The sequence below is a fragment of the Nocardia sp. NBC_01730 genome, assembly GCF_035920445.1.
Taxonomy (GTDB): domain Bacteria; phylum Actinomycetota; class Actinomycetes; order Mycobacteriales; family Mycobacteriaceae; genus Nocardia.
Genome location: NZ_CP109162.1, coordinates 5,132,615 through 5,149,845 on the forward strand (window position 1 = coordinate 5,132,615; position 17,231 = coordinate 5,149,845).

Annotated in this window: 21 protein-coding genes; 13 read left to right on the forward strand and 8 right to left on the reverse strand. The window is 66.4% G+C overall.

Features of this window, described 5'->3' with window-relative positions:
- Positions 1 to 179 precede the first annotated feature (179 nt).
- Positions 180 to 929: a precorrin-4 C(11)-methyltransferase gene (gene cobM / locus OHB12_RS20945; protein ID WP_327110282.1), complete on the reverse strand. Its 750-nt coding sequence runs from the start codon at positions 927 to 929 to the stop codon at positions 180 to 182.
- A gap of 342 nt (positions 930 to 1,271) precedes the next feature.
- Between cobM and OHB12_RS20950 the strand changes: the two genes are divergently transcribed.
- Genes OHB12_RS20950 through OHB12_RS20995 form a run of 10 tightly spaced genes read left to right on the forward strand, consistent with a single transcriptional unit; the run spans position 1,272 to position 6,596 of the window.
- The gene (locus tag OHB12_RS20950; protein WP_327110283.1) at positions 1,272 to 1,991 is read left to right on the forward strand and encodes a hypothetical protein; all 720 of its coding nucleotides are present in this window, start codon (positions 1,272 to 1,274) and stop codon (positions 1,989 to 1,991) included.
- Between the two features lie 8 nt (positions 1,992 to 1,999).
- The gene (locus OHB12_RS20955) at positions 2,000 to 3,145 is read left to right on the forward strand and encodes an SRPBCC family protein (RefSeq protein WP_327121303.1); all 1,146 of its coding nucleotides are present in this window, start codon (positions 2,000 to 2,002) and stop codon (positions 3,143 to 3,145) included.
- Complete coding sequence (gene gvpJ / locus OHB12_RS20960; protein ID WP_327110284.1) at positions 3,142 to 3,549, forward strand: gas vesicle protein GvpJ; 408 nt, start codon at positions 3,142 to 3,144, stop codon at positions 3,547 to 3,549. The genes OHB12_RS20955 and gvpJ overlap by 4 nt, the downstream gene beginning before the upstream one ends.
- Positions 3,549 to 4,343: a GvpL/GvpF family gas vesicle protein gene (locus OHB12_RS20965; RefSeq protein WP_327121305.1), complete on the forward strand. Its 795-nt coding sequence runs from the start codon at positions 3,549 to 3,551 to the stop codon at positions 4,341 to 4,343. The genes gvpJ and OHB12_RS20965 overlap by 1 nt, the downstream gene beginning before the upstream one ends.
- A gap of 3 nt (positions 4,344 to 4,346) precedes the next feature.
- The gene (locus tag OHB12_RS20970; protein ID WP_327110285.1) at positions 4,347 to 4,604 is read left to right on the forward strand and encodes a gas vesicle protein GvpG; all 258 of its coding nucleotides are present in this window, start codon (positions 4,347 to 4,349) and stop codon (positions 4,602 to 4,604) included.
- A gap of 6 nt (positions 4,605 to 4,610) precedes the next feature.
- Positions 4,611 to 4,919 (forward strand): gas vesicle protein GvpO, encoded by a 309-nt coding sequence (locus OHB12_RS20975; RefSeq protein WP_327110286.1) that lies wholly within the window; start codon positions 4,611 to 4,613, stop codon positions 4,917 to 4,919.
- Positions 4,916 to 5,308, forward strand: a complete 393-nt coding sequence (locus OHB12_RS20980; protein WP_327110287.1) for a gas vesicle protein — start codon at positions 4,916 to 4,918, stop codon at positions 5,306 to 5,308. The genes OHB12_RS20975 and OHB12_RS20980 overlap by 4 nt, the downstream gene beginning before the upstream one ends.
- Positions 5,301 to 6,089, forward strand: a complete 789-nt coding sequence (locus OHB12_RS20985; protein ID WP_327110288.1) for a GvpL/GvpF family gas vesicle protein — start codon at positions 5,301 to 5,303, stop codon at positions 6,087 to 6,089. Before OHB12_RS20980 ends, OHB12_RS20985 begins: the two co-directional genes overlap by 8 nt.
- Positions 6,086 to 6,310 carry a gas vesicle protein gene (locus OHB12_RS20990; protein ID WP_327110289.1) on the forward strand — a complete coding sequence of 75 codons (225 nt, stop codon included), beginning with the start codon at positions 6,086 to 6,088 and terminating at the stop codon, positions 6,308 to 6,310. Before OHB12_RS20985 ends, OHB12_RS20990 begins: the two co-directional genes overlap by 4 nt.
- A complete protein-coding gene (locus OHB12_RS20995; RefSeq protein ID WP_327110290.1) occupies positions 6,303 to 6,596 on the forward strand; it encodes a gas vesicle protein K in 294 nt (97 codons plus the stop codon). The genes OHB12_RS20990 and OHB12_RS20995 overlap by 8 nt, the downstream gene beginning before the upstream one ends.
- Positions 6,597 to 6,612: 16 nt before the next feature.
- On the opposite strand, the gene OHB12_RS21000 is transcribed toward OHB12_RS20995, so the two are convergent.
- The 6 genes from OHB12_RS21000 to OHB12_RS21025 all read right to left on the reverse strand — a co-directional run bounded on the left by OHB12_RS21000 (position 6,613) and on the right by OHB12_RS21025 (position 12,661).
- Positions 6,613 to 7,038, reverse strand: a complete 426-nt coding sequence (locus OHB12_RS21000) for a PPOX class F420-dependent oxidoreductase (RefSeq protein WP_327110291.1) — start codon at positions 7,036 to 7,038, stop codon at positions 6,613 to 6,615.
- A 417-nt stretch (positions 7,039 to 7,455) separates the two neighbouring features.
- Positions 7,456 to 8,904 carry an MFS transporter gene (locus OHB12_RS21005; RefSeq protein WP_327110292.1) on the reverse strand — a complete coding sequence of 483 codons (1,449 nt, stop codon included), beginning with the start codon at positions 8,902 to 8,904 and terminating at the stop codon, positions 7,456 to 7,458.
- A gap of 67 nt (positions 8,905 to 8,971) precedes the next feature.
- Complete coding sequence (egtD, locus tag OHB12_RS21010; RefSeq protein ID WP_327121307.1) at positions 8,972 to 9,946, reverse strand: L-histidine N(alpha)-methyltransferase; 975 nt, start codon at positions 9,944 to 9,946, stop codon at positions 8,972 to 8,974.
- Positions 9,913 to 10,518 (reverse strand): hypothetical protein, encoded by a 606-nt coding sequence (locus tag OHB12_RS21015; protein ID WP_327110293.1) that lies wholly within the window; start codon positions 10,516 to 10,518, stop codon positions 9,913 to 9,915. Before OHB12_RS21015 ends, egtD begins: the two co-directional genes overlap by 34 nt.
- Before the next feature lie 18 nt (positions 10,519 to 10,536).
- The gene (locus tag OHB12_RS21020; RefSeq protein ID WP_327110294.1) at positions 10,537 to 11,229 is read right to left on the reverse strand and encodes a hypothetical protein; all 693 of its coding nucleotides are present in this window, start codon (positions 11,227 to 11,229) and stop codon (positions 10,537 to 10,539) included.
- Between the two features lie 475 nt (positions 11,230 to 11,704).
- The gene (locus OHB12_RS21025; protein WP_442799827.1) at positions 11,705 to 12,661 is read right to left on the reverse strand and encodes a LysR family transcriptional regulator; all 957 of its coding nucleotides are present in this window, start codon (positions 12,659 to 12,661) and stop codon (positions 11,705 to 11,707) included.
- Between the two features lie 101 nt (positions 12,662 to 12,762).
- On the opposite strand from OHB12_RS21025, the gene OHB12_RS21030 reads away from it, so the two are divergent.
- Positions 12,763 to 14,166, forward strand: a complete 1,404-nt coding sequence (locus OHB12_RS21030) for an MFS transporter (protein WP_327110296.1) — start codon at positions 12,763 to 12,765, stop codon at positions 14,164 to 14,166.
- The gene (locus OHB12_RS21035; protein ID WP_327110297.1) at positions 14,163 to 14,909 is read left to right on the forward strand and encodes a 3-hydroxybutyrate dehydrogenase; all 747 of its coding nucleotides are present in this window, start codon (positions 14,163 to 14,165) and stop codon (positions 14,907 to 14,909) included. The genes OHB12_RS21030 and OHB12_RS21035 overlap by 4 nt, the downstream gene beginning before the upstream one ends.
- A gap of 8 nt (positions 14,910 to 14,917) precedes the next feature.
- Here the strand turns inward: OHB12_RS21035 and OHB12_RS21040 are convergent, their stop codons facing one another.
- Positions 14,918 to 15,511 carry an SACE_7040 family transcriptional regulator gene (locus OHB12_RS21040; RefSeq protein ID WP_327110298.1) on the reverse strand — a complete coding sequence of 198 codons (594 nt, stop codon included), beginning with the start codon at positions 15,509 to 15,511 and terminating at the stop codon, positions 14,918 to 14,920.
- 93 nt (positions 15,512 to 15,604) lie between these two features.
- Between OHB12_RS21040 and OHB12_RS21045 the strand changes: the two genes are divergently transcribed.
- Positions 15,605 to 17,230 (forward strand): carboxyl transferase domain-containing protein, encoded by a 1,626-nt coding sequence (locus OHB12_RS21045; RefSeq protein WP_327110299.1) that lies wholly within the window; start codon positions 15,605 to 15,607, stop codon positions 17,228 to 17,230.
- The last annotated feature ends 1 nt before the right edge of the window (position 17,231 follow it).

The following is a 17,231-nucleotide window of genomic DNA, read 5'->3' on the forward strand; positions in this document are numbered from 1 at the left end:
GCTCTGCCGGGACTGTCACTGCGGATCACCGGATCAATCTACCGTCGCCGTGCGCACCCGACCAACCAATCGTTATAGCTGACCGACATCAACGCAGGCAGAGGGGTTTCAGTCAGTCCGGCGATGGCTTGTTGCCGTTCTCACACCATTCCCCGGTGTGACATCTGGGCACCACCGGGTCAGGAGTGGCGCGGTCGGGCCGGGTCGTAGAGATGGGATTCGGCGCAGGGCGCACTGGACCTCAGCGCACGTCCGACCAAGATCACCGCGGCTTGCCGCAATCCGGCGCCCTCGACTCGGTCGGCGATATCGGCGAGGGTGCCGCGCAGGATCCGCTGTTCCGGCTGGCTGGCGCGGTACACGACGGCGACCGGGCAGTCCGGGCCGTAGTCGGCGGCGAGCTCGGCGGCCAGCGCACGGACGCGGGTAACGGCCAGGTGCAGCACGAGCGTGGCGCCGGTCGCGGCGAAATTCGCCAGGGCCTCCGACTCGGGCATCGCGGTCGAGCGGGCCTGGGTACGGGTGAGCACGACCGACTGCACGAGTTCGGGCACCGTCAGCTCGGCGCCGAGCAGCGCCGCCGCAGCGGCATAGGCGGGCACGCCCGGCGTGACGTCCCACGGGACGTCCTGCGCGTCGAGCCTGCGGGTCTGTTCGGTGAGCGCCGAGTAGAGCGATGGGTCGCCCGAGCACAACCGGGCCACGTCCTTACCCGATCGGGTGGCGCGCACCAGATGCTCGGTGATCTGGTCGAGGTCCAAATACTGACTATCGATCAGCTCCGCGTCGGGGGCGCAGTGCGCCAGGACCTCGGGGTCGAGGTAAGTGCCCGCGTAGAGGCACACCGGAGAACTTCGCAGCAGAGTGACCGCTCGCACGGTCAGCAGGTCCGCGGCGCCCGGCCCCGCCCCGATGAAGTGCACGGTCATGCGGTGAGTGTATTCAGGCCGTCACGTCGCAGTGTGCGATGACGTCGAGCGGGCACCGGCAGCACCGACGCACCCGGCACTGCGTCGCACTCCCAGGCTCCTCGGCCCGATCCGCACTCGTGGATCGGCCGACAATCTCGGTGACGTCACCAGCTGGTTCGCGGTTTGCCGCGGACCGCCGTACGTGGCCTATGAATCGGGATGCCGACCGGCGGAAATACCTCGACTCGATAAGGACGCGAGAGGTTTGCCGAAGCGAGTGTGGTCTACCCGACATTTATCAGCACGTGGTGCCACTGATGAACCCGCTGTTCGGCGAGTCGCAGTCGAAACAAGCAAGGAGTGATCATCGTGAAGGCCGGAGCACGAATAGCGGTGGGGGTGGGAGTCGGCTATGTCCTGGGCCGCACACGCAAGATGCGACTGGCGTTGTCGCTGGCAGGCGCGGTAATGGCCAGGCGGTCTTCGGGAGGGCCGCAGGAGCTGCTGCAGCGAGGGACCTCGTTGATCAGCTCCTCACCGGAGCTGGCCAAGATCACCGATACGGTTCGCGGGGAGTTGCTGGGTGCGGCGCGGGCCGCGGCGGTCACCGCCGCGAGCCACCGGATCGATTCGTTGAATTCCCGCCTCCAGCAACAGGCGGCAGGAACCGGAGCGGACGAGGAAGCCGAAGAGTCTCGAGAGCTCACCGGCCAGGGTGCGGAAGAGTACGACGAGACCTCCGAGAACGAGTACGCCGGCGACGACTACGAACGCGAATCCGGCGAGGATCTGGAGGACGAGTACCCGGACGAAGAGGGCGCACCGGAAGAGGACACCGAAGCCGAGGACTTCGAAGCCGAGAAGAGCGACGAAGACGAGGGCGACCAGGAAACCAGGGAGCCCGCCCGCGCACGACCGGCGGCGCGCTCCGGGCGGACCCGAACCGGTGCGACCCGACCCCGGCGACCGGACAAGGCGTCCAGCTCCGGGACCCAGAAATCGGCTACTCCCGGACGGCGTCGGGTACGCGCCGACGCCGACGCCGCCGAGCACGCGCCGGTGCGACGTACGTGGAGGTGAATCCGATGGTGCGGAAATCTCTCGAAGACATCCCCGGCAAGGTGGGCAAGACCGCTACCGGCACCGCGAGCCAGGTGGGCAAGACCGCTACCGGCACCGCGAGCCGGGTCGGCAAGACGGCTACCGGCGCGGCCGGAACCGCTCAGCGGAAGGTCCAGGATGTCAGCCCCACCGGGCACCTGCAGCAATCGCTACAGGACCTGGCCGGAACCCTGGCCGGGCGTGCGCTAGCCGGATTCTCGGACACCATGTCCGGGACGGCCGAGCGCCTGAACCAGTACGCGGAAGGCGATGGTGGGAATCTACTGTCGGCGGTGACCGGAGTCGAGAAGCTCGCCGAGGGGAAATCGCCGATGCAGGCGGCCATGAGCGCTGGAATGGCTGGGATCAAGCACACAGCCAAGAAAACGTTCCAAGGCGTAAAGGAATCCCTTGTCGGCGGGAAGGGTAAGGGCTCCGGCGGCAAGAAGCTCAAGCTGACGAATATCGTCGAGCAGATCGACGTCGGCGCACCGATCCGGCTCACCTACGACCAGTGGACCCAGTTCGCCGACTTCCCGAAGTTCATGAAGAAGGTCGAGCAGGTCGAACAGGCCACCGACGAGAAGCTCGCGTGGACCGGCAAGGTGTTCTGGTCTCGACGGACCTGGGAGTCCACGGTCCTCGAGCAGGTGCCGTTCGAGCGCATCGTGTGGCGCTCGAAGGGCGCAAAGGGCTATATCGACGGCGCGGTGACCTTTCACGAACTCACCCCCGATCTGACCCGCGTCATCATGGTGCTCGAATACCACCCTGGCGGATTCTTCGAAAAGACCGCCAACCTCTGGCGTGCGGTCGGCCGCCGAGCCCGCCTGGAATTGAAGCATTTCCAGCGGCACGTCATGACCGAGAGCCTGCTGCACCCGGACGACATCGAGGGCTGGCACGGCGAGATCCGCGACAAGCAAGTCGTCAAGGACGACGAGACCGCCCGTCGCGAAGAGCAGGACCGTGCCGAAGATGAGGAGCCGGAGGACGAAGACCGAGAACTCGAGGACGAAGCCCCCGAAGAGGAGGAATCGGCCGAGGAGGAGGCCGAATCGCCCCGTCGTCGACCCGCGGCCCGGCACACCACCACACCCCGATCGGGGGACGAGCGAGGAGGACGAACATGACCATCGAACCCGCAGGCCGAGGAGGAGGCGCCGGCACTGTGGCCCGCCCGAACTCCTCGGGCCTGGCCGAAGTCATCGACACGATTCTCGACAAGGGATTGGTCATCGACGCGTTCGCGCGAGTGTCTCTGGTCGGCATCGAATTGTTGACCATCGACGCCCGGGTCGTAGTGGCCAGCGTCGACACCTATCTGCGGTTCGCCGAGGCAGTCAACCGGCTGGAGATTTCCGACACCGAACCGAAGGGCCTACCTGACCTGGTCGGCGACATCACCGAGGGCGGCGCGAAGCACAAGACCAAAGGCGCTATCGAGGCCGCGGGCGAGAAGGTCATGAACTTCCTCGACGACGTGGAGGACAAGCGCCAGACGGCGAGTCGGTCATCGAAACGAAGGGAGAGATGATGCCCACCGAGCAAGCCACCGCACCGCACCGCGAACGCGGTCAGAGCAACGCAGTGTACGTGTACGGCATCGTGCCGGCCGATGTGCAGCCCGAAGAGCACGCATCCGGTGTCGGAGATCCGCCGAGCGACGTCTCGACGGTGCGCCATGGCGAGATCGCCGCGCTGGTCAGCGAGATTTCGGTCGATCGGCCACTCGGCACGCCCGACGACCTCACGGCGCACGCGAGATTATTGGACGGTTCCGCGGCTGTCACGCCGGTACTGCCGCTGCGGTTCGGAGCGGTGATGTCCGATACGGACTCGGTCGAGAAAGAGCTGCTCGAAGCTCACCTCGACGAGTTCCGTGCCGCGTTGGAGGAACTCGAGGGCCACGCGCAGTTCGTGATCAAGGGACGCTACGTCGAGAAGGCGATCCTGCGTGAGCTGGTGGACGAGAACTCCGAGGCCGCCCGGCTGCGGGAGGAAATCCGCGACAAACCGGAAGACGCCACCCGTGATGCCCGCATGGCGCTGGGCGAGATCATCAACCAGGCGATCGAGGCCAAGCGAGCCGAGGACACCCGCCGGGTCACCGCCGCGCTCGACGCACTCGAACCCCTTGTCAGCGAGCGGAACCCCACCCACGAGGAAGACGCCGTCCACGTCGCGGTCCTCATCGAAATGTCTCGGCAGGGCGAACTCGAGGAGGCTTTGGGACGCCTCGCCGAGGAATGGGACGGCCGCGTGGAAATAAGTCTGCTAGGCCCGATGGCGGCCTACGACTTCGTGATGAAGCGGGAACCGGCGGGCTGACGGATGGGCCTGCTTTCATCGATTCTCTCATTGCCGTTCGCCCCGGTCCGTGGCGTGATCTGGCTGGGTGAAGTGATCCAGGACCAGGTCGAGCAGCAACTCCACGATCCGGCGATCGCTCGGCGGGACCTGGAGGAGATCGACGAGGCATTGGCAGCGGGGCACCTGTCGGAGGAGGAACACAGGGCTGCGCAGCAGGCGGTCCTCGACCGGATGGTCCGGCCGTCCGCCGGCACGGTACCGCCCGAAGGGAAGGAGTGATCCCGCGTGAGCGGCAAAACCACGCACGAGCCCGAACCTGCTCCCCTGACCGCGGCGCAGGCCGGCATCGCGGCGATCGACCACCTCATCGAGCTGACCTCGAAGGAAGCTCAGGGGGCTACCTCCGTGGAGCCGACGGACCAGGGGTGGGCGGTGGAAGTCGAAGTACTCGAGGACCGCCGCATCCCCTCGTCGGCGGACATGATGGCGCTCTACGAGGTGGAGATCGACCTGGACGGGAACCTGTTGGCCTACCGCAGAACCAAGCGCTACAACCGCGGCAGCAGTGACATCGGCGGAAGGAATCAGACATGACCGTGGTCGGGGGCGGATCGTCGGTGCCGCAGCCCTACGGGGGCGGGCACCAGTCGACGAACCTGGGCGACATCCTCGAACGGGTTCTCGACAAGGGCTTGGTGATCGCCGGCGACATCCAGGTGAACCTGCTCGACATCGAACTGCTCACCATCAAACTGCGGTTGGTGATCGCCTCGCTGGAGACGGCGAAGGCGGTGGGCATCGACTGGTGGGAAACCGATCCCTGGCTCAACAGCAAGGCCCGCACGCTCGAGCGGCAGGGTCGGGACCTCGAAGTCGAGAACCGCGAACTCCGCGACCGGATCGCCGAACTCGAAGCCGGACGCGCCCGCCACACACCCATCGAACGCGCCCGCCAACCGGTGGAAGAGGAGGACCGTGACTGATGGTGTCGGGATCTGGCTGTACGCGGTGACGGTCGACGGCGGCGCCGCGGACGAGCTGGGCAACGTGACCGGGGTGGCGGGTGAGGCGGTGCGCGTTGTGGTCTCGAACAGCCTGGCGGCGGTCGTCGGCACGGTCCCGCTCGAGGTTTTCGGGAAGGAACCACTGCGACGCAATCTGGAAGATCTGACCTGGCTGGAGGCGACTGCCCGGGCGCATGACACCGTCGTCTCCGCTGTCGCGCGACGGGGCCCGGCTGTCCCGCTGCGCCTGGCCACCGTCTATCTCGACGACGACAGAGTCCGGGGTCTGCTCGACGAGCGGCGGGCGGACTTCGAGTCGGCGCTCACCCTGGTGACCGACCGCACGGAGTGGGGCGTCAAAGCCTACGGCGACCGCGCCGCCCTCACCGCCGTGGTGGCCGAGGCCAAGTCGACGAGCAGTAACAGGGGCGCAGGAACGGCGTATCTGCTCCGTCGCAAAGCCCAGCTGTCCGCGCAGGAGACCGTCGAACGCGACGCCGCGACGCGCGCCGACGAGATCCATGAGCACCTGGTACGGCATGCCGCCGCCGGCCGGCGTCAGGCCGCGACGGATCCCGCGTTGAGCGGCAGGCAGGACTGGATGGTGCTCAACGGCACATACCTCGTGGACGACGAGCGCACCGACGAGTTCGTCTCGACAGTCGGGGAACTCGGGAAGGAATACCCCGGTATCCGGCTCGAGCTCACCGGTCCGTGGCCGCCGTATTCGTTCGCGGGCGTGGAACAGGAGCCCCTATGAGGCAAGCCGACGGGGAGCGCCGGATCGCCCTCATCGACCTACTGGACCGGGTGCTGGCGGGCGGGGTCGTCATCTCGGGCGACATCAGGCTCTCCGTCGCGGATGTCGACATGGTGCAGATCTCGCTGCGGGCCCTCATCTCCTCCATCACCCCCCTTTCCGCCGAGCCACTCGAGTCCGCCGCACCGCGCGTTGCCCTGGAGCCGCGCAGAGATGACTGAATTCGACGGCATCCCCCCACATATCGACTCGAATCCGGAATCCGTCGAGCGCGGGCTCGTGACGCTCGTGCTCACCCTGGTGGAGTTGCTCCGGCAGCTGATGGAGCGGCAGGCCTTGCGGCGGGTGGATGAGGGCGACCTGAGCGACGCGCAGATCGAGCGGATCGGCACCACCCTGATGCTGCTCGAGGAGCGAATGGAGGAGTTGCGGAACCACTTCGGGCTGACCCCCGAGGATCTCAATATCGACCTCGGACCGCTGGGTACGCTGCTCCCCCGGGAGTGACGCCCGAACCGAGAAGTCAGGCCGTCGCGTCGAAGTGTGCGATCACCTTCGAGGGCCTGAGCCGGACGACGAGTTCGCCTGGCACGCCGTTTCGTTTGCCGAACTCCTCCGCCCGGTCCGCGCCCATGTAGCGTCCGCCGATCTCGGTGGCGGTGCGCACCAGTTCGTCCGGGTCCTCGGAGAGCGTCACGGTCCCTTGCAACTGGATCGATGAGTACGGCGGCTCGTCCAGGTCGACGCACACCGCGATGCGCGCGTCGCGAGCGAACGCCTTGCCCTTGACGGTCGACTTGCCGGTATTGAAGACCACCGCGTCACCGTCGAGGATGAACCAGACCGGCGTGACCATCGGCCTACCGTCGGCCGCCACGAACGCCACCTTGCCCGTTCGAGTGCCATGGGTGAGGAACTCGCGCACTTCGGGATCCGAGAGAGAGACCATCCGTTCACCCTAGGTCGCCCCCGGCAGTCCGCCTGCACACCAACTGTGCATGTCGCGGATCACCCAACCGCTGCTGGCAGCCATCGCCTGCCACACCACCACTGGACTTCCCACCCGCCGTTGGCTCCTGCACTAGCCGTACCCCCTATGCGAACACCCAATCGCCGAGCCGACCACCCACCAGACAACTCGATCGACGCACACGCTGCCTTCGCCGCCGTTGCATGGGCTTCGTCGGTCACCGCTACCGTCAGGCTCACAAAGAACCCGCCCGCAAAACCATCGCCCCGTAGTACGAGGCTCGCGATGGATCCCGACGAGTGGCACATCATCGAGGCTGTTCTCGGTCGAACGTTGCCTCAGGTCAGGTGCCACTCCGTCCGGATTGTTGCTCGGCGAGTGTGCACGCGGGTTCGGTTACCGGGTCGCGCGACGCGCGATCGCGGCCATGATGTTTTGACCGCCGATGTTCCGCGGCCGCGGCATCAGTACTGCGGCGAGGACCGCGCCCGCAGCGAACATGCCGATACAGATCCACATGGCCGCGCGGTAGCCGGCACCGAAGGCTATGGCGTCGGTGAGGGGCGCGCGGGAGATTCCCACCAGGCTGGGGATGGCGGCTATGGCGAGCAACTGGGCTATGCGGGCGACCGCGTTGTTGACGCCGGAGGCGATCCCGGCTTCTTCGGTTGGCACCGCGGCGAATACGGATTCGGTCAGCGGAGCCACGAACACGGCCATACCCGCACCGAATAGCACGACACCGGGCAGCACCGCGGTCGAATAGGAAGCGTGCGTACCGATCTGGGCCAGCAGGACCGATCCCGCGGCGGCCAGCAGCAGCCCGATCGTCATCGGCACGCGCGCGCCGTGCCGCTGCGCCCACTGTCCCACCCAGGTCGACGACACCAACATGATCGCGGTGATCGGCATCGTCGCCGCCCCTGCCGCGAGGGGTGAATACCCCGCGACGACCTGCAACTGGAGCAGCAGCAGGAACAACACGCACCCCAGGGCGGCATACACCGGAAACGTCACCAGATTGACCGTGGTGAATACGCGCGAACCGAACAGCGCAGGCGGCACCAGCGGATGACGGCTGCGGATCTGCACGAGCACGAACACGGCCAGCAGTGCCACACCGACCAGCTCCATCCATACCCGCGCCGCGATCAACCCGTAGGTCAGCATCCCCAAACCGGTGACGATTGCCGCGGTTCCGAGCACATCCGGCCGCGGGGGCGCATGCGGATCCCGGGATTCCGGAACACATCGCACCGAGATCACCGCCACTGCTACCGCCAGCGGAACATTGATCAGGAACACCGAGCGCCACCCCGCCAGCTCCACCAGCCACCCGCCGGCGATCGGCCCGATCGCGCCCGCCACTCCCCCCAGACCCGACCACATTCCGATCGCCGCACCCTGATCGCGCGGATCTATCGACGCCGAGATCAGCGCCAGACTGCCGGGGGTGATCAGCGCACCCGCGACCCCCTGCACCACCCGCGCCGTCACCAGCATCGCAACATCGGACGCGGCACCGCACCAGGCCGACGCCAGCGCAAAGCCCACACTGCCCCAGATGAACACTGCGCGACGACCGAACCGGTCGCCCAACGCCCCACCCACCAGGATCAGTGACGCCAAGGCGAGGGTATAGCCGCTCACCACCCACTGCAGGTCCACCATATCGGCGCCGAGATCCGAACCGATGTGTGGCGCCGCGATATTGACCACCGTGGCATCGAACGACACCACCGCCGAACCGAGCACGGTCGCCGCGACGATCCGCCGCCCTGCGCTCGACCGCAACCGGGGCCGCTCGGCAGGCACCGCCCCGGTCGCCGCAATGACGTCACTCATACCGGTACTCCGCTACGGCTCGTCACCGGCACGAGCAACTGCTCGCCTGTGACTTTTGTTCGCTCGTTCATCTTCTTGCGAGCACCACAGCGAAACGATCGGCGGGATCCGTCCAAGATCGCTGCGCCTGGAAACCGGCCGCCGCGAGTTCGTCGTGGAACGGCGTCAACCGGAACTTCGCCGAGATCTCGGTGCGCAGCTGCTCACCGGCGGCGAATTCGATCACGAGATCCAGGTCTGCGACGGTGACCGTCATGTCGGCCGTCGCCTCCAGCCGCATCTCGATCCACTCGTTGTCGGCGTCCCACACCGCAACGTGCGCGAACCGGTCGGGTTCGAAGTCCGCACCGAGACGGTTGTTCACCACCTGCAGGATGTTTCGGTTGAACTCGGCGGTCACGCCGGCCGCATCGTCGTAGGCGGGCACCATGACGGCCGGATCGGTCACCAGCCCCACGCCCAGCATCAGCTGTTCCCCTGGCTCGAGGACGTCGTACATGCCCCCGAAGAACTCGGCCCGCTCCGCCGGTCTCAGATTGCCGAGAGTGCCGCCGAGCAGCACGATGATCCGTCCGCCACGACGCGGGAGGGAATCCAGTCCGCTCGTGAAATCACCGACGACTCCGTGGATCTCCAACCGCGGGAATTCTTCGTTGATCCATCCCACTGCGGCCCGCAAGGCGGATTCGGAGACATCCAGTGGGACATATGATCGCAACGATCCGCGCTCGCTCAGCGAACTCAGCAGCAGACGGGTCTTCTCCGACGAACCGGAGCCGAGTTCGACCAGCTCCACGGCACCGGACGCCGCGATCGCGATTTCGTCCGCGCTGGCGCGCAGCAGCGCACGCTCGGTCCGTGTCGGGTAGTACTCGGGCAGTTCGGTGATCGCCTCGAACAGTTTGCTGCCCTGCGCATCGTAGAACCACTTGGAGGGCAGCCATTTCCGTCGCCCCGACAACCCGAGCAGGACGTCCGTGCACAGCGCGTCTCGCAGGTCCGCTTCGGTCAGGCGAACATCGATCGTTGGTTCCATGTGGATCGTGGTTTCCTTTCGTGCAAGTATCCGAAGCGAATCCCGCTGCGAGGTGGGATTCTTCGCAGTGGAATTCGCTTCCCGGCTTCACTGCGCCGGGGCGAACACATACTTATGACGGGTCGATTCGGCCCAGGCGCCGCGGCAATACCGATACCGACGGCGATATCGACATTCAGCACCGAACGGATATATGCCCGGAACTCACCGACCCGGCTGGAGACGACCTGCGGGATGATCGCCGTGGTCGACAACTGCGCGGCGGCCACGGCCGAGACGACGAGGTACATCGGAAATCCGTCGACCACGAGAAATCCGACGGTCACGACGAGCACGCTGCCGCGCAGCGGACCGCGCCGATCCGATAGTTTGCCGATCAGCACGCCGGCAATAACGGAGGCGGCGACCGCGACGCCGAGTCCCACACCTATGCGCATCGGCGAAATTCGCACAATCCTGGTGAAGTAGAGGACCACAGTGGCTGAATAGATTCCGCTGCACACCGCGGCCGCCACTGTGATCAGCGTCGATATGCGCTGCGGGGCGGGCGACGGCGGGGCGGGAAAAAAACGAGACACGAGAGAAGTCCGACCAGATCAGGCGCCGGCCACGCCGGCGGGCGAATCGAGCGCTGCGCAGACCATCCGGAACCTTTCCACGGTGCGCTGTATAAATTCCAGCACTTGCACACTCGAGCTTCCTCGGAAACGGAATGCCGCACGGATTTCGGCATAGCCGAATTTCTCGGTGATCACCGACCCGACTTGCGGGATAGAATAGCGGTACGGGGCGTGAGCGTGCCGGACATCCACTGCTGCGGAATCCGGGTTCACGACGTCTCGACTACCGCCGCCGAGTCTCGGTTCGACGATTATCGGGAACCTGTGATTCGCGGCGAATTCCGTGACCGATCGTTTATCGGGAGCATCACGAAATTCGGGTGAGGAAACATTCTGTGCAGCGATTGCGTCGGCCATCGATGATTTATCTCGAAACCACATGAAATACTCTGGTCGAGCACAAGGGATGTCGAACTCGACGCGCATCCCGGCGGCCGGCATAAGCTCGTGAACTGGGACAATGCGCTGCGGTGCGCCGAATCGGGCTGCCGGATCGCGCACCGCAGCGTGCACGAGATTCATGTCCCCGAGGACCGTGACCGCGGACGTCACGCGAGTAGGTATGCCGAGTGCACCGATCGGGCATAGGTAGGTAGTAAGAGTGGTATCGTGGTCGATACACTCGGCATACGGAACGCCGACGCCGCGTACTCGATCGATCACGGTCACGTGTGGCTGCACAGGCACCTCCGCCTGAAATCGGATCACTGAAGTCGGATCACCGAACTCGAATATGACGCCGGAAATTAAGACAGAGTTACGTCCCGCCAACACCCGGCAGCACGGCGGAGAAGAATCTGTTCGATCGACTAGTTACAGTGGCCCACGAGCCTCGGTTCGTACCTCATGCAGATAAGTATGCGACTTCCCACACCTGGCAAATGTTCCCCACCATGAGAAATGCGGATAAGTCAGTCGGGTTGTATGCTTTGAGATTTCGACTCCGGCAGAGCGGTACTGGCAAACCTCGAGAACCTCACACTCGGAACGTTGCTGCACATTTCCTGCGAGATTGCTGTGCGGCAGCTGCACGCGCCCGCCGCTCCGCATGATGTGTCCTTGATCACAATCGATGCAGCAATCGGGCCTCCCGTGACGTCATGCGGCACCGGCCGAGCGAGGCGGCGCAGGTCTCGAATCCGCGTCAGCCGTTGCGGCCGAGGAGGGCGGGGCGTAGGTCCGTGACCACGGCGCGGATGGCGTTCACGACGGCGGATACCTCGGGGCGGCGGAGGGTTTCCTCCCGCGCGACCAGCCAGTATCCGAGGGTGACCGTTACCGAGTCGGCGAGTACACGGACGAGGTCCGGGTGCCTGTCGGCCATGAAGCAAGGCAGCAGGCCGAGTCCGGCGGACGCGCGGGTCGCCTCCACGTGCACGAAAACATTGGTGGAGGTGACGGATCCGCGCATCGCGGGTACGAAGCTGGAGGCGAGGTCGAGGTCGTCGACCTGGAGCATGGAATCGATGAAGTACACCAGCGGGTGCTCGGCCAGGTTGTCGATCGTTGCCGGGATGCCGTGTTCGCGCAGGTATTCGCGCGAGCCGTAGAGGCCGAGGGAGTAGTCGGCCAGTCGCGCGGCGGTGGCGCGATGCACCTGCGGCTCACCGACCACCACCTCGAGGTCCAGCCCCGACCGCTGTTGCGACGCGCGCCTGGTCGTCGCCACGATCTCGACCGCGATCTTCGGATGCCGCCGCTGCACCTCGGCGGCAGCGGGCGCGGCGATGTAGGCACTGAAGCCGTCGGTCGCCGAGATCCGGACCACCCCCTCCAGCAGCCGGTTGCCACCCGCGTCGGCGGCAAGGGACTTCACGGCCGACTCCACCGCTTCGGCCGCGGCCAGCGCCTCCTTGCCGAGATCGGTCAGTTCCCAGCCACCGGTTACCCGGGTGAGCACCCGGCCACCGAGGGTCTGCTCCAGCGCCGCTATGCGCCGCGAGATCGTCGTGTGGTTGATGCCGAGTTCTTCTGCGGCGGTGACGAATCGGCCGGAACGCCCGACCGCCAGGAGTACGAGAAGGTCATCCGCGCTGGGACGGCCAGCGGAGACCGGACGCATACCTGCATCTTTGCAGATGCGCACTGCATTACTGGTCATTGCGGCGTAATTCATCTGCACGAATACTCTGTTCAGCCAGAGATTGTGGGGGCCGTCACATCACGACCCGATGTGTGGCCCCCGGCACGAAGGAGAGTTCGATGAGGAGCGCCGAAGGCCGCGGGCAGAACGCGGGATTTCCGAGGGGCGAGGACCCCGGCGGGACGACGAACGGCCTGAAGCGGGTGGTGGCCGCGTCGATGGCGGGCACGGTCGTCGAATGGTATGAGTTCTTTCTCTACGGCACCGCCGCCACGCTCGTGTTCAGCAAGGTGTTCTTCGCGAAGGACACCAGCGATCTGGACGCCATCCTGGCCGCCTTCGTGACCTACGCCGTCGGTTTCGCCGCGCGCCCACTGGGCGGCGTCGTCTTCGGGCACTTCGGCGACAAGTACGGCCGCAAGAAGCTGCTGCAGTTCAGCCTGGTGCTGGTGGGCGCGGCGACGTTTCTGATGGGCTGTCTGCCGACCTACGCGCAGATCGGTTACTGGGCGCCCGCGCTGCTGGTCTTGCTGCGCTTCATCCAGGGTTTCGCGGTCGGCGGGGAATGGGGCGGCGCGGTCCTGTTGGTCGCCGAACACAGTCCGAGCCGAAGCCGGGGCTTCTGGGCGAGCTGGCCGCAGGCGGGCGTGCCCGCAGGCAACCTGCTGGCGACGATGGTTCTGCTCGTGCTCACTTCGACGCTCTCGGACGCCGCGTTCCTCAGCTGGGGCTGGCGGGTGGCGTTCTGGCTGTCCGCGGTGGTGGTGCTGGTCGGCTACTACATCCGCACGAAGATCACCGACGCGCCCATTTTCGTCGCCGCACAGCGGGAAGCCGAGCAGATCAAGGCGACCTCGCTCAGCGTCGTCGAGGTACTGCGCCGCTATCCGCGCGGCGTGCTCACAGCCATGGGGCTGCGTTTCGGCGAGAACGTCATGTACTACCTGGTGGTCACCTTCACCATCACCTACCTGAAGGTGCAGGTGCACGTCGATACCAAGGTGATCCTGTGGTGGCTGCTCGCCGCGCACGCGGTGCACTTCGCGATGGTCCCGCTCGCGGGCAAGATGTCCGACCGCTTCGGCAGACGACCGGTCTACTTCGTCGGGGCGCTGACCGCGGGCACCTGGGGCTTCTTCGCCTTTCCGATGATGGACAGCGGCCACAACGTGATCATCCTGTCCGCGATCATCATCGGCCTGGTCTTCCACGCCCTGATGTACGCGGGGCAGCCCGCGATCATGGCGGAGATGTTCCCCACGCGGATGCGCTATTCCGGCGTGTCCTTGGGCTATCAGGTCACCTCGATCGTGGCCGGGTCGCTGGCCCCGATCATCGCTGTCCGGCTGCTCAACACCTACCACTCCGCGGTGCCGATCGCCTGGTACCTGGCGGGCGCGGCCGCGATCACCGCGATAGCGGTGCTCGTGGCCAAGGAAACGAAAGGACTGACCTTGGAAAGCGTCGACCTCGCGGACGCCGAAAGCCTCGGCGCGCACCCCGCAACGGTGCCGATGCGATGAGCGACCTCGACGGGCGTTCGGCCCTGGTCACCGGCGGCGCGAGCGGCATAGGCGCAGCATGCGCACGGGAGCTGGCGGCACGCGGCGCCCACGTCACCGTCGCCGACATCGACGATGGCGGCGCCGAAGCCGTGGCCCGCGAGCTGGGCGGAAAATCCTGGGCGGTGGACCTTCTCGACGTCGATGCGCTGGAATCGCTGGAGCTGGAGACCGACATCCTGGTGAACAACGCCGGGGTGCAGCACATCAGCCCGATCCAGGACTTCGCGCCGCGCCGGTTCCGCGAATTGCTCGCGCTGATGGTCGAGGCGCCGTTCCTGCTGGTACGCGCGGCCCTGCCGCACATGTATCGGCAGGGCTTCGGCCGGATCGTCAACATCTCCTCGGTGCACGGCCTGCGGGCCTCGGAGTACAAGGTCGCCTACGTGACGGCCAAGCACGGGCTCGAGGGGCTGTCGAAAGTGACCGCGCTGGAAGGTGGACACCACGGCGTGACGAGCAACTGCGTCAATCCCGGCTACGTCCGAACGCCGTTGGTGGACAAGCAGATCGCCGACCAGGCCGCAGCGCACGGCATCGCCGAGCAGGAGGTGCTGGAGAAGATCCTGCTCACCGAGAGCGCGATCAAGCGCCTCGTCGATCCGGAGGAGGTCGCGGCACTGGTTGGCTGGCTCGCGTCGCCGCGCGCGGGCATGGTCACCGGCGCCTCCTACACGATGGACGGCGGTTGGAGCGCGCGATGAGGGTGCGCTCAACCGAGTGCGGCCAGCGCCATGCTGCGCAGCACCGGGCGGGCACGGACGGCGGTCGCCATGGTCGCGCTGTGCGGGGTGGAGTTGATCAAGCCGAACGCGGCGTGGGCCTGCACCCGCGCCGTCTCCTCGGGTAGGTCTTGGTGCAGCTCGCGCAGCACCGCGACCCAGATCTCCACGTACTGACGCTGGGTGCGGCGGATCTCGCGGCGGGCGGCCGCCGGCACGTTGTCCAGGTCACGGTCCTGGATGCGGATCAGCTCCGGCTCGCCGAGCGCGAAGTCCAGGTGGTGGTCGACCAGCCCGGCCAGCGCGTCCGCCGCGGCAGTGGTCGCCGCGACCACCGCCTTGCCGCCTGCGAGCAGCCGCTGACTGACTCCGACGAGCAATTCGACCAGCAGCGCCTCCTTGTTCGGGAAGTGCCGATAGACGGCCGGGCCGCTGATTCCGACGGCGGCGCCGAGGTCGTCGAGGCGCATGCCGAGGAAGCCGCGGTCGGCGATGAGCCGGGCTCCTGCCTCGAGCAATTGCACACGGCGCTGCGCTTTCAACTGCTCGCGACGAGTGAGCGCGACGGGGTCGGCGCTGGTCACACGCACTCCTTTCGCCCGATCTGGACATCTCGGTTAACCAAGACTAACCTGAATTCCAGTTATCGGCGACTAACTGGACGACAGGATGGCGTGATGACCGTTACCGAAGAGGCCGCCGAGCTCCGCGCCGCGCACGCGACGCTGGTCGACGACCTGCGCGCCCGGCTGGCCGCCGCGGCGCTCGGCGGGCCCGCGAAGGCGCGCGATCGCCACGTCGCGCGGGGCAAGCTGCTGCCAAGGCAGCGAGTGGACCAACTGCTCGACCCGGGCAGCCCGTTCCTCGAACTCTCCCCGCTGGCCGCGACCGGGATGTACGGCGACGAGTCCCCTGGCGCCGGGATCATCACGGGGATCGGGCGAGTGTCCGGCCGCGAATGCGTGATCGTGGCCAACGACGCCACGGTCAAGGGCGGCACCTACTACCCCATGACGGTGAAGAAGCATCTGCGCGCGCAGGAGATCGCGCTACAGAACCAGCTACCCTGCCTGTACCTGGTCGATTCCGGGGGCGCGTACCTGCCGCACCAAGACGAGGTGTTTCCCGATCGGGAGCATTTCGGGCGCATCTTCTTCAACCAGGCGACCATGAGCGCCGCCGGTATTCCGCAGATCGCCGCGGTGCTCGGCTCGTGCACCGCCGGTGGCGCCTACGTACCCGCGATGAGCGACGAGGCCGTGATCGTGCGCAATCAGGGCACCATCTTCCTCGGCGGCCCGCCGCTGGTGAAGGCGGCGACCGGCGAGGTGGTCACCGCCGAGGAGCTGGGCGGCGGCGAATTGCACTCGCGCACATCGGGTGTCACCGACCATCTGGCCGAGAACGATCAGGATGCGCTGCGCATCGTGCGCCGTATCGTGGCCACGCTCGGGCCGCGACCGCCGAGTCCGTGGGAGGTGCTGCCCACCGCAGCGGCCGCCGCGCCGGAATCCGAGCTGTACGACGTGGTTCCGGTCGACCTTCGCACGCCCTATGACGTGCGCGAGGTCATCCTCCGCTTGGTCGACGGAAGTGGCCACGACGAGAGCGGTTTCCACGAGTTCAAGGCCGAATACGGCAAGACCCTGGTCACCGGCTTCGCGCGCATCCACGGCCATCCAGTGGGCATCGTCGCCAACAACGGCGTGCTGTTCAGCGAATCCGCTATGAAAGGCGCGCATTTCATCGAGCTGTGCGACAAGCGAAAGATCCCGCTGCTGTTCCTACAGAACATCACCGGGTTCATGGTCGGCCGCGACTACGAAGCGGGCGGCATCGCGAAGCACGGCGCCAAGATGGTCACCGCCGTGGCCTGCGCGCGGGTACCGAAGCTGACCGTGGTGATCGGCGGTTCCTACGGCGCGGGCAATTACTCGATGTGCGGGCGCGCGTATTCGCCACGTTTCCTGTGGATGTGGCCCAACGCCAGGATCTCGGTGATGGGCGGCGAGCAGGCCGCCTCTGTCCTGTCGACAGTGCGCGGTGATCAGCTCGACAGCAGCGGACAGCCCTGGTCCCGCCCGGGTGGAAGTAGGGAGGGATCAGGCGCAGCCGAGGAAGCGTTCAAGGCCCCGATCCGGGAGCAGTACGAGAATCAGGGCAACCCCTACTACTCGACCGCCCGCCTCTGGGACGACGGTGTGATCGACCCCGCCGACACCAGAACCGTGCTCGGACTTGCCCTTTCGGTGTGTGCGCAGGCACCGCTCGAACCCGTTTCCTACGGCGTCTTCCGGATGTGAT

What these genes read in the sequence shown, in the direction of transcription:
- cobM (WP_327110282.1), bottom strand. Translation starts at nt 929, where the DNA reads ATGACCGTGCACTTCATCGGGGCGGGGCCGGGCGCCGCGGACCTGCTG.
- gvpJ (WP_327110284.1), top strand. Translation starts at nt 3,142, where the DNA reads ATGACCATCGAACCCGCAGGCCGAGGAGGAGGCGCCGGCACTGTGGCC.
- OHB12_RS20965 (WP_327121305.1), top strand. Translation starts at nt 3,549, where the DNA reads ATGCCCACCGAGCAAGCCACCGCACCGCACCGCGAACGCGGTCAGAGC.
- OHB12_RS20970 (WP_327110285.1), top strand. Translation starts at nt 4,347, where the DNA reads ATGGGCCTGCTTTCATCGATTCTCTCATTGCCGTTCGCCCCGGTCCGT.
- OHB12_RS20980 (WP_327110287.1), top strand. Translation starts at nt 4,916, where the DNA reads ATGACCGTGGTCGGGGGCGGATCGTCGGTGCCGCAGCCCTACGGGGGC.
- OHB12_RS20990 (WP_327110289.1), top strand. Translation starts at nt 6,086, where the DNA reads ATGAGGCAAGCCGACGGGGAGCGCCGGATCGCCCTCATCGACCTACTG.
- OHB12_RS20995 (WP_327110290.1), top strand. Translation starts at nt 6,303, where the DNA reads ATGACTGAATTCGACGGCATCCCCCCACATATCGACTCGAATCCGGAA.
- OHB12_RS21000 (WP_327110291.1), bottom strand. Translation starts at nt 7,038, where the DNA reads ATGGTCTCTCTCTCGGATCCCGAAGTGCGCGAGTTCCTCACCCATGGC.
- OHB12_RS21005 (WP_327110292.1), bottom strand. Translation starts at nt 8,904, where the DNA reads ATGAGTGACGTCATTGCGGCGACCGGGGCGGTGCCTGCCGAGCGGCCC.
- OHB12_RS21025 (WP_442799827.1), bottom strand. Translation starts at nt 12,661, where the DNA reads ATGACCAGTAATGCAGTGCGCATCTGCAAAGATGCAGGTATGCGTCCG.
- OHB12_RS21030 (WP_327110296.1), top strand. Translation starts at nt 12,763, where the DNA reads ATGAGGAGCGCCGAAGGCCGCGGGCAGAACGCGGGATTTCCGAGGGGC.
- OHB12_RS21035 (WP_327110297.1), top strand. Translation starts at nt 14,163, where the DNA reads ATGAGCGACCTCGACGGGCGTTCGGCCCTGGTCACCGGCGGCGCGAGC.
- OHB12_RS21045 (WP_327110299.1), top strand. Translation starts at nt 15,605, where the DNA reads ATGACCGTTACCGAAGAGGCCGCCGAGCTCCGCGCCGCGCACGCGACG.